Origin of the sequence: Symbiopectobacterium sp. (genome assembly GCF_051710365.1) — a bacterium.
Taxonomy (GTDB): Bacteria; Pseudomonadota; Gammaproteobacteria; order Enterobacterales; family Enterobacteriaceae; genus Symbiopectobacterium.
In genome coordinates, this window is sequence record NZ_JBPETA010000119.1 from 1 (window position 1) to 10,247 (window position 10,247).

The 10,247-nt window shown below is 49.4% G+C and carries 7 protein-coding genes and 2 pseudogenes; 5 read left to right on the forward strand and 4 right to left on the reverse strand.

Annotated features, from left to right (window positions below; all coding sequences use genetic code 11):
• Window positions 1-103: hypothetical protein (locus tag ACTBDZ_RS11570; protein WP_438814434.1), on the forward strand; the 103-nt coding region annotated here is incomplete at its 5' end.
• A gap of 19 nt (window positions 104-122) precedes the next feature.
• A pseudogene (locus ACTBDZ_RS11575) lies at window positions 123-464 on the forward strand (MFS transporter); the annotation flags it as partial.
• 3 nt (window positions 465-467) lie between these two features.
• Here ACTBDZ_RS11575 and ACTBDZ_RS11580 read toward each other — a convergent pair.
• Complete coding sequence (locus ACTBDZ_RS11580; protein WP_438815418.1) at window positions 468-1,388, reverse strand: LysR family transcriptional regulator; 921 nt, start codon at window positions 1,386-1,388, stop codon at window positions 468-470.
• Between the two features lie 258 nt (window positions 1,389-1,646).
• Between ACTBDZ_RS11580 and ACTBDZ_RS11585 the strand changes: the two genes are divergently transcribed.
• The 3 genes from ACTBDZ_RS11585 to ACTBDZ_RS11595 are packed head-to-tail and all read left to right on the forward strand — an operon-like array spanning window position 1,647 to window position 5,654.
• Window positions 1,647-2,957, forward strand: a complete 1,311-nt coding sequence (locus tag ACTBDZ_RS11585) for a cytosine permease (protein WP_438815419.1) — start codon at window positions 1,647-1,649, stop codon at window positions 2,955-2,957.
• A gap of 9 nt (window positions 2,958-2,966) precedes the next feature.
• The gene (locus ACTBDZ_RS11590; RefSeq protein WP_438815420.1) at window positions 2,967-4,076 is read left to right on the forward strand and encodes a DUF917 domain-containing protein; all 1,110 of its coding nucleotides are present in this window, start codon (window positions 2,967-2,969) and stop codon (window positions 4,074-4,076) included.
• A gap of 9 nt (window positions 4,077-4,085) precedes the next feature.
• Window positions 4,086-5,654, forward strand: coding sequence for a hydantoinase/oxoprolinase N-terminal domain-containing protein (locus ACTBDZ_RS11595; protein ID WP_438815421.1), 1,569 nt, complete (start codon window positions 4,086-4,088; stop codon window positions 5,652-5,654).
• A 56-nt stretch (window positions 5,655-5,710) separates the two neighbouring features.
• Here the strand turns inward: ACTBDZ_RS11595 and pflA are convergent, their stop codons facing one another.
• From pflA to focA, 3 genes and pseudogenes are all read right to left on the reverse strand, one after another.
• Window positions 5,711-6,451 (reverse strand): pyruvate formate lyase 1-activating protein, encoded by a 741-nt coding sequence (pflA, locus tag ACTBDZ_RS11600; RefSeq protein WP_438815422.1) that lies wholly within the window; start codon window positions 6,449-6,451, stop codon window positions 5,711-5,713.
• A gap of 262 nt (window positions 6,452-6,713) precedes the next feature.
• A pseudogene (gene pflB, locus ACTBDZ_RS11605) lies at window positions 6,714-8,995 on the reverse strand (formate C-acetyltransferase).
• Window positions 8,996-9,049: 54 nt separating this feature from the next.
• Entirely contained in the window at window positions 9,050-9,907 is an 858-nt protein-coding gene (gene focA / locus ACTBDZ_RS11610) for a formate transporter FocA (protein WP_438815423.1), read from the reverse strand.
• Window positions 9,908-10,247 lie beyond the last annotated feature (340 nt).

Below are 10,247 nucleotides of genomic sequence, written 5' to 3' on the forward strand. Positions count from 1 at the left end.
TCATCAATGCTGTTCAATGTGGCAGTTACTGAACAAGGTTCGCCGCTTCATGGAAACCGTCAGCCCGTTTCCCAGTGGAAAACATGGACAGGCAAAAGTGTAGCGGTATTAGGAACAGCTATTTAGTGTTTGCCGTTATTGTCGCATGCGTTGCGTTACTAAGCGTTGGACATCTGGTAATGGCACCTGCGTTGTTTTTGCTGGGCGGTGCGGGATTTACGCTGTATCCGGTAGCAATGTCTTGGGCGTGCGAAAAGGTACGTCATGAAGAACTGGTGGCGATGAACCAGTCATTGCTGCTCAGTTACACTGTCGGCAGCCTTGTTGGCCCCAGTATGGCGGCCGCGCTGATGCAAACCTATTCTGATCGCGTGCTGTTTGTGCTGATTGCCGCGGTATCGCTGGTTTATCTGGTCATGCTGCTGAAGAAAAGCGATCGCCATCCCAAACCGTTGGCGGCATAAATGTCACTTTAGGCTGGCTAATGAGCTTTTGCCTGCCTCCACGATATTGTTCCATAACGCTTCTGCTACCGGGCTCAGGCGCTGTCTGGCGTTGCGAATCAGGTAAAAGATATTGGTTAGGTTTAACTCGTCAGGGGCGATAGCGACCAGTTTGCCCTGTTCTACCCAGGCTGCGGCGTAGTGATCGGGTAAGTAGCCAATATGGGTGCCGGCTAACAGGAGCAATAAACTGCTCTCGAGGTGCCAGGCTACGTGTTGTAAGCCCTTTTGGGCGATGGGGCCTAATTGTTTAGATATCTCATTGAGTGCGTGTCCTCCGATCAAAAGCATGTCCGGGTCCAGTGTACCGGAGCGCCATTCTTGCTGAATACGGTTAGCGTTTTCAGCAATAGTATAAAAATAGCTTTGTTCGATGAATACGGGTTGGAAGAATACATCAGAGAGGACATCATCAGGAAGTATGCTCAACATGATATCGATGCTGCCATTCATTAACTTTTCCATAAGAGGGTCATAGTCACCGATTGTCAATATCACCTTAGCGTCTGCACTTTTTTGATAAAGTGTCCTGATACTGTGGGAGACCACATTGCTTGGATGAGTGACCGTATTGTCCAGACAGCCAATTTTTACTGTGCCGATTAATTGTTGCTTAATGGCCGCGAGGCGGTTTGCAAAATCTTCAAGGGTTGCAATAACGGCTTTTGCCTCTTGATAGACAACCTCTCCTTCACTTGTAAGAGCAAAGCCACCGCGGCCTCGCTCGCAAAGTACAACGCCGAGTGAGTCCTCCAAGCGAGAAAGATAATGACTTAAAACGGGTTGACTAAGACCTGTAGCATTTTGTGCGTTGGTAACTCCACGTTTTTCCACGATTATGCAGAATAATTTCAACCAACGGATCTCCATTTTATTTAATCGCATAGGGTATATTTTCCATTACATTATAATTATACAATGTTTACATCGAAACAAAATGATAGTACTAGATGTTACCAAGCCTTATGCTACATATAAATAAAGCAAAATAACAAACTTTACTACCTGAATTAGTTCAGATGTTTAGTGCCACGCCAGGGAAAATTCATGTTATTAATGATCTATGAGTAAATATAAGGGGCTAAAGGTATTGATACTATAAAAAGAGGGGCTATATATTAACCATTTGTCAATGGAGAGATTATGTCAAAAAACGATACTATATCAACCGCGATTCAACAAAAGCTAAAAATATACGATTACGAATACGAAACTGTCCCAGGTAAAGCGAGAAAAAGTTGGTATGTTATTGCATTAATTTGGTTGGCGATTGGGATTGATATTTCAGGATTGTTTTTTGGAGCATTTCTTAGCAGTGGATTACCGTTCCCACAAGCCGTTGTAGCAACACTGGTCGGCTCAGCATTATTGGGCGTGCTAGCGGGTTTTTGCGCTAATGTGGGCTACGGTTGCGGATTATCCACTACGTTACTTAGTATTGCTGTGTTTGGCCGTTGGGGGGGCGGTGTGGTTGGTCTGCTTACATCGATATCTTTGTTGGGATGGTTTGCGTTTCAACTCGATTTCTTCAGCGTACTATTGCAAAAATCTCTTTTCACCTACGGCTTCGAAGTAGGCCGGTTACCTGTCCTGTTATTTGGTATGGTGTTGATGACATCCACCGCTATCTGGGGTTTTAGAGCACTAGCACAACTAAGCATCATCAGCGTACCCTTGATGGTAATACTAATAATCACTGGAGTGGCATTGGCTGCTGTCGATATCCATGCTCCAAATCCGGCTATCATTACTTCTCCCATGAGCATGGGGACAGCCATTTCGTATGTGGTTTCAATCTGGATTGTATCTACGGTGATGTCGCCAGATGTTGCTCGTTACGCAAAAACACGAAAGGATGCATTTCTAGGGGCTGGGTTGGGATTCTTTCTTGGCAATAGTTTCACTATTTTGCTTTCACTATCTTTGGCTCACATGGTAGGTAGTGATGATTTAGTAAATACATTTTTTATCGTAGGGTTAGGAGCATCCGCCATCTTGGTATTGGTATTTGCGCAATGGACAACGAATAGTTCTAATCTGGTTTTTGCCGCATTGGGGTTATCAGCCATAATAAAAATAATAACACGCCCTATGCTTATTATAGTATTGTCCGTTGTCGGCTTGGTGCTGGCTCAAAACGGAATGATTAATAATTTAACCAACTTCCTTTCACTACTTGGGGCATTTATCTCCCCAATCGCTGGGGTGTATCTGGTTGAATACTATTTTATTCGTGATAATCGATTTGCTGAAATAGGAGCATCTTCGGATGCGATTAATATTTTCGGCGCGATTGCCTGGTTGTGTGGTAGTATACTAGGATTAATGACGTCGCCAGATATATTTAACCTCTTTACATTGACATCTGTTTCAGCGTTGGATGGTATTGGTACGAGTATGATCGTTTATTTTACACTGAAAAATGTATATCTACCGTGCGGTAAGAATATATAGGGATGTGTAATGTTTGAATACGTCGATGAGCAAATTATCGATGATATAGCATTGGGTGCATCGGTATTAGGTACAGGTGGAGGAGGTGATCCTTTCATTGGTACACAGATGGCTAAACACGCATTAAAGCTATTTGGATCGGTTATGATCACACCACTCTCTAAAGTAGATGATGATGAGATATTTGTGCCCTGTAGTATGGTTGGCGCGACAACCGTGATTATGGAAAAAATCATGACGCCTAATCAGTTTTTACTCACTATTGATACAATGTCCTCTACATTAAAAACACGAATTGCAGGGACATTCCCTATTGAGATAGGTGGGGTGAACTCCTTAATTCCGTTTATCGTAGCCGCCCAAAAGCAGATACCTGTGGTGGATTGTGATGGTGTAGGGCGCGCGTTCCCTGAAGTACAAATGGTTAGCTTCTACCTTGACGATCTTCCTTCAGGGCCAAATACCCTTGCGGATGAAAAAGGCAATACGCTGGTTTTATACCCGATTGATGGCCTCTGGTCCGAACGCTTTGCTCGCGCGATCACGGAACAAATGGGCGCAGCAGCGGCGATGTGCGACTACCCATTAACCGGGCGGGCGTTAAAAAAAAGCGCTATTCCCGGCACCCTCACCCTGGCCCAACATATCGGACAAACGTTACGTCTGGCGTGGCAGTCGGGCAGCAACCCGATTCACGCCATCACCCAGGCGCTCAATGGTCATGTTATCGCCTCCGGCAAGATTATAGACGTTAAGCGCCAGACCATGGGCGGTTTTGCGCGTGGTCACGTGCTTATCGAGGGGCGGCGCAACGATAAGGGTGAACAGGCTACCGTATTATTTCAGAATGAGTTTCTGCTGGCATACCGTTCATCTGCCGCCCTTGAACCCACACAGGAGAATCTGCTGGCGGTGGTGCCCGATCTGATCTCGATTATTGACAGTGAAACGGGTCGCCCGATCGTAACCGAAAACCTTTTCTATGGGCAGCGAGTTGACGTGGTTGCATCCCCCTGTCACGCCAAGTGGCGCAGTACGAGAGGGTTGGCTGTCGCTGGCCCCAGATATTTTGGTTATCCCGTTGACTATGTGGCTATTGAACAGTTGGTGAATCGGTAAGGCGACATGATGGCGTTAAAAAATCACTATCGTCTCGGTGTTGATGTGGGTGGAACACATACCGATGCTGCTATTTTGGATGGCGATCTGCGCTGTGTCGCCACCGCGAAGGCCCCGACGAGCGAGGATGTGCATGGTGGTATACTGTCAGCCATTGCACGGGTGATGGCCCGTTCGGGGTTAGCACCAGACCACATCCGCTATGCCATGCTTGGCACCACGCAGTGCACCAACGCAGTGGTATCACGTCAGGGATTGAACCGAGTAGGCTTGCTGCGGCTTAGTCTGCCCAGCAGCGATGGTGTCCCTCCCTTGTGGGGATGGGACGCAGCATGGCGAGCGCTTGTGGGCGATCATCTCTATCAGTTGCACGGCGGTTATGAGATTGATGGGCGAGAGATCCACCCTCTCATCTACCAAGAGGTAATTGCTGCCTGCGAAAGGATGCGCGGGCAGGTCGACTGCATCGCAATTTGTGGTGTGTTTGCACCGATCAATGCGGCTCAGGAGCATCAGGTCGCGCGGTGGGTGAGTGAGAGGCTACCTGGTGTCGTGTTGTCGCTGTCGCACCGTATTGGCAACATTGGGTTGTTAGAACGCGAAAATGCGACTGTCCTGAACGCGGCGCTGCATACGACGGCGGAACGTTTTGTGAATGGCTTCATTAATGCATTAGGGCACCATGGTATCTCGGTTGAGCCTTATTTTAGCCAAAATGATGGAACCCTACTGTCGGTGGAGGCAGCCAAACGTTATCCCATCCTGACTATGGCCTGCGGACCCACCAACTCGCTGCGCGGTGCAGGTCATTTATCGGGGCTGAAAGAGGCGCTGGTTATTGACGTGGGCGGTACGACAACCGATATCGGCGTTTTGACCAAGGGCTTTCCACGTGAGTCTTCTCTCGCGGTGAATATCGGCGGCATACGTACGCAGTTTCGCATGCCAGATATCCTCTCCATCGGTATTGGTGGTGGCTCGCTGGTGCGCGAAACCCGAGAGGGTGAGGTGCTGATTGGCCCGGACAGCGTCGGTTATCACTTGTTACAACAGGCAATGAGTTTTGGTGGCGATCGGCTAACATTGAGCGATGTGCTGATCAACGGTAAGCCAGAGTGGTGGCCGGGGCCGCCACCCTCGGTGCTCCCCACGTTGGATGCATCATTCTGCCAACGCGTTTACCACGCCATGATTGCCAAGGTCGAGGAGGCTATTGACCGAATGAAGACGTCTGTGGCGTTAGTGCCCGCGATCGTAGTGGGAGGAGGCAGTATTCTGCTACCTGATAGGTTAAAAGGTGTCAGCCAGGTGATCGTGCCAGCGAATTTTGATGCGGCCAATGCTATCGGTGTGGCGCTGGGGCAGGTTAGCGGACAAATTGATAGAGTGGTGGCGATGGCCGGGTGCGATCGCGCTAGCGTGCGTGATGCCTTGCAAAAAGAGGCGATTGCGTTGGCCGAGGCGGCGGGTGCAGAGCGAGGAAGCATAGTGGTCATCGAATTTCTTGAAGTGCCGTTAGCGTATTTGCCGGGCAATGCCGTTCAGGTGAAAGTGAAGGTTGCTGGAAATCTGCTATAACAAGCAAGGCATGATACACATGCTCCCATACGGTCGTCGTTTGGGAGCGCGTCACATCAGTAGATCACTTTATGTCCGTAGCTTTGCAGTATGGACTGCACGCGGTTCATGGTATCGGCCTTCGGCGGTTTTACACCATCCAGCTTATACTCTTCCCCCATAGCGACCCATTTATGCTTGCCCAGTTCATGGTAGGGCAGCAATTCAATTTTCTCGATGTTGGTCATGTCTTTGGTGAATTCACCCAGCAGATGCGCTGAGGCATCATCATCCGACCAGCCGGGGACGACTACGTAGCGAATCCAGGTGCGCTGATTGCGCTTGGCTAAATAGCAGGCAAATTCCAGCGTGCGGTGATTGGAGACGCCCACCAGATTCTGGTGAATACTGTCATCCATCTGTTTCAAATCCAGAATCACCAGGTCGGTGACATCCAACAGTTCATCGATCACCGGATCGTAGCGGCGCACGAAACCATTGGTATCGAGGCAGGTATTGATGCCTTCTGCCTGGCAAGCGCGGAACCAGTCGAGCACAAATTCAGCCTGAAGAATGGCTTCGCCGCCTGATGCGGTAACGCCGCCGCCCGAGGCATTCATAAAGTGGCGATAGGTCACCACTTCTTTCATCAGATCCTCAACAACGATCTCCTTGCCGCCGTGGGTATCCCAGGTATCCCGGTTATGGCAATACAGGCAGCGCATCAGGCATCCCTGAAAGAAAACGATGAAACGAATACCGGGACCATCAACGGTTCCGCAGGATTCAAATGAGTGAATGCGACCGATCAGTGACATTGCAAGTGTTTCTCCAAATGTGGCCGTTCAATAGCAGCCGGTGTTAACACGAACAGGGAAATGCAATGGTGCGCCGACGTCATGTAGGACGTGTAATAAACGAACGGTAAACCGTCTCGCCGATGTCGTGTTGAATCTGTTTTGCCAGCCCGCCGCGGTACAAGGAGCGGGCTGGCAAAACAGGTTATCAGTGCGGGGGGTGAGAAAAAGGCCCCACCGGGGTGGAGCCTTTATTTTACGCCTTTTCAGGCAGTCAGGGAAATTACATTGACTGAGTGAAAGTACGGGTAATAACGTCTTGCTGCTGTTCTTTGGTCAGCGAGTTGAAGCGCACGGCATAACCAGAAACACGGATGGTCAACTGCGGATATTTTTCCGGGTGTTCCATCGCATCCAACAGCATTTCACGGTTCATCACGTTCACGTTCAGGTGTTGACCACCTTCGATGCTGGATTCGTGGTGGAAGTAACCGTCCATCAGGCCTGCCAGGTTGGTCTTACGCACGTCATCATCTTTACCCAACGCGTTAGGTACGATGGAGAAGGTGTAAGAGATACCATCTTTCGCGTAGGCGAACGGCAGTTTGGCAACGGAAGTCAGAGAGGCAACGGCACCTTTCTGATCGCGGCGGTGCATCGGGTTAGCACCCGGTCCGAACGGTGCACCAGCGCGACGGCCATCCGGTGTGTTACCGGTTTTCTTACCATATACCACGTTAGAGGTGATGGTCAGAACAGACTGCGTCGGGGTAGCGCCACGGTAGGTGGTCAGTTTCTGAATTTTCTTCATGAAACGTTCTACCAGGTCACAAGCCAGGTCATCAACGCGCGGGTCGTTGTTACCGAACTGCGGGTATTCGCCTTCGATGTCGAAGTCGATGGCTAGGCCATCTTCGTCACGAATCGGTTTAACTTTCGCGTATTTGATGGCAGACAGGGAGTCAGCGGCAACGGACAGACCAGCGATACCACATGCCATGGTACGGAACACGTCACGATCGTGCAGCGCCATCAGCGATGCTTCGTAGCTGTATTTGTCGTGCATGTAGTGGATGATGTTCAATGCAGTGACATACTGCTTGGCCAGCCAATCTATGAAGTGGTCCATACGGTCCATTACCACGTCAAAGTCCAGCACATCGCCTTTGATCGGTTCAGATTTCGGACCGACCTGCATCTTCAGTTTTTCGTCCACGCCGCCGTTGATAGCATACAGCATGGTTTTTGCCAGGTTGGCACGTGCACCGAAGAACTGCATTTGTTTACCAACAACCATCGGGCTTACGCAACAAGCGATAGCATAGTCATCGCTGTTGAAGTCCGGACGCATCAGATCGTCGTTCTCGTATTGAAGAGAAGAGGTATCGATGGACACTTTAGCTGCATACTTTTTGAAGTTCAGCGGCAGTTTTTCAGACCACAGGATAGTGATGTTCGGTTCCGGAGACGGCCCCATGGTGTACAGGGTGTTCAGGAAACGGAAGCTGTTTTTGGTTACCAGAGTACGACCGTCCAGGCCCATACCGGCCAAAGACTCAGTTGCCCAGAGGGTCACCGAAGAACAGTTCATCGTATTCAGGAGGTACGCAGGAAGCGCACCATACGCAGTTTCATCACCAGGTGGTCGATCAGTTCCTGTGCGTCTTGCTCAGTGATTTTACCGGCTTTCAGGTCACGTTCGATGAAGATATCCAGGAAGCTGGATACACGACCGAAGGACATGGCAGCACCGTTCTGAGATTTAACCGCAGCCAGGTAGCTGAAGTAAGTTCATTGAACGGCTTCTTTCGCGTTGGTAGCCGGACCAGAGATATCGCAGCCGTATTTGGCAGCCATTTCTTTGATCTGAGCCAGCGCATGATGCTGGTCGGCAATCTCTTCGCGCAGACGGATAGTCGCTTCCAGGTCTTCACCGTTTTCCAGTTTGGATTGCAGAGAATTGAACTGAGCGAATTTGTCTTTCATCAGGTAGTCGATACCGTACAGCGCAACGCGACGGTAGTCACCGATGATACGGCCACGGCCATAAGCATCCGGCAGACCGGTCAGCACGCCAGATTTACGGCAGCGCAGGATATCCGGAGTGTAAACATCGAATACACCCTGGTTATGGGTTTTGCGGTATTCGGTGAAGATTTTTTTCAGTTGCGGATCCAGTTCACGGCCATAAACCTTACAGGAACCTTCAACCATTTTGATGCCGCCAAACGGAATCAGCGCACGTTTCAGCGGCGCGTCAGTTTGCAGATCAACGATTTGTTCCAGGCTCTGGTCGATATAACCGGCGTCATGAGAGGTGATGGTGGCTGTAACGTTGGTATCGAAGTCAACCGGCGCGTGAGTGCGGTTTTCTTGTTTGATACCTTCCATAACAGCATCCCACAGCTTGGTGGTTGCCGGAGTAGCGCCAGCCAGGAAGGACTCTTCACCTTCATACGGTGCGTAGTTCTTCTGAATGAAGTCACGTACGTTGACGCCATTCTGCCATTCACCCGCGCTAAAACCTTCCCACGCGTTAGCCAATTTTTCATTCAGTTCGGTCATATTACACCTACCTTTGGTTTGGAATTCATAACCCGATTTGCAGTCGGCGACAGATTAATGTTTGTCGCCACCGTGCAAATAAATAACCCAATATGTTAACCCTACCAGAAAACCGCCGCCGACGATGTTGCCAAGCGTGACAGGAATCAGGTTGTCCACGATAAAGTTGTGGAGGGTAAGGTGCTCAAATTGGGACGGCGCTTTGCCAATGGCTTCCCAAAATTCGGGCGCCGCGAAATTCTTGATAACGATCCCCATGGGGATCATAAACATATTAGCAATACTGTGCTCAAAGCCGCTGGCAACGAGCATGCCCACCGGCAGGATCATTGCGAACATTTTGTCTGTCAGTGTCCGGCCTGAGTAGCTCATCCATACCGCCAGACAAACCATCAGGTTAGCCAGCACACCGAGGCAAAACGCTTCAACAAAAGTGTGTTCCACTTTGTGTTCTGCGGTTTGCAGGACATTCAAGCCCCATGCACCGTTGGCGACCATGTGCTCACCGGCAAACCAGATCAGAGCGACAAAAAACAGTGCGCCGAACAGGTTGCCCACATAGACGTTACACCAGTTGCAGGCCAGCTGTTTCCAGGTGATGCGGCCGCTTGCCTTGGCAATCACTGTTAATACCGTTGAGGTAAACAGGTCAGCGCTGCAGACAACAACCAACATCAGGCCGAGTGAGAAGCAGATCCCACCAATCAGTTTAGCCATGCCGTAAGGCATAGACGCGGAACCGGTTGTGGCTGTGATGTAAAAAACGAAGGCGATAGAAATAAAAACACCAGCAGTAATCGCCAAAAAAAACGTAGTCAGGGGTTGTTTCGTAGCTTTATAGACACCAGCATCTTCAGCGACTTTCGCCATGGCTGCCGGTAGTAAAAGTGTAAAGGGGTTGTCAGCTTTCACACTAACGTTCTCCAAGATTTATCCGCGAGGGAATATTAACAAAGCAGTATAAAGCAAAATTTGACTTGGATCATATCGTGAAAATTTAGTGGGGTAAAACCCCTCTGCGAACCGCACTAAAATCAACTTAATCCATTGAAATAAATTAATAAAAATATTTTAAAAATTATAAAAATAGTTGAATGTAGGGGGTAGAATACCGCGGAAAAGAGTTAAATCCGTCATTCCGCACCTACTTTAAGAATAAATTCGACGGTATCGCTCGCCGAGAACATCAACGATGGTCTTGTGAACAGAATTGAGGTTGGATACTTGTGGTGGTCTGTCACCAATACTGAAC